Annotated in this window: 1 protein-coding gene and 1 pseudogene; both read left to right on the forward strand. The window is 61.4% G+C overall.

Annotated features, from left to right (window positions below):
* Positions 1–354, forward strand: a pseudogene (locus ENZ74_RS33295) (hypothetical protein); the annotation flags it as partial.
* A gap of 185 nt (positions 355–539) precedes the next feature.
* Positions 540–808 (forward strand): glutamate--tRNA ligase family protein (locus ENZ74_RS33300; RefSeq protein ID WP_245471067.1); only part of this gene is annotated, 269 nt, incomplete at its 3' end.

The following is an 808-nucleotide window of genomic DNA, read 5'->3' on the forward strand; positions in this document are numbered from 1 at the left end:
ATCTACGACGAAACGGGCAAAATGCTCGGTTGTTATGCCTTCTATGGTCAAGCCGGCGACATGGCGAACCTGTTGCAAATCCAGGCATTCGGATCGCATTGGGGCGCGACGCTGGATGCGCTTGTCGCCGCCGCATGGGAGATGGGCTGCGTGGGCATCACCGGGCAGACGCAGACCAGATTCATATCCCAACTCTTTGGCTACAAGAATGTCTTCTTCCGCTATGCCGGGGGAACGATGGTCCGCTCGCGGATCGCCGAGGTCACGGAAGCGGTCCGCTCCGGCGACATCTTTATCGGTGGATTGGTGGGCGACCGCTGGACCCGCCTCAGTTCCGATGATTTCGGCCGCTGATCGCCTTCAACCGGTGGTCGGCCCCAGCGGCTGGCAGCGCTCGGTTACAAAGGCCGCCTGCGGACTGGGTGCCTCCTGAGGCGTCCAACGCCCGGTCTTTTCATTCCAGCCGCCATGTTCTATGTCTGCCGGGCAGCGCGGGGGCGCGTCTTGTCAATCGTAAAAGCATCCGGTACGCCCCGCTCATGACAGTTACCGTTCGTTTCGCCCCTTCGCCGACCGGCCGCATCCATATCGGCAATGCGCGCACGGCTCTGTTCAACTGGCTGTTCGCCGTGAACAACAAGGGTCGCTTCATCCAGCGCTTCGACGACACCGACATTGCGCGCTCGAAGCAGGAGTTTTCCGACGCCATCCTCTACGACCTGCATTGGTTGGGCATTTTTCCCGACGCCACCGAGTACCAGTCGCGGCGCTTCGAAGTCTATGACGCGGCGGTCGAGAGGCTGAAGGC

It is taken from the genome of Mesorhizobium sp. M7A.F.Ca.CA.002.15.2.1 (assembly GCF_003998715.1).
In the GTDB taxonomy this organism is placed as follows: Bacteria; Pseudomonadota; Alphaproteobacteria; order Rhizobiales; family Rhizobiaceae; genus Mesorhizobium; species Mesorhizobium ciceri.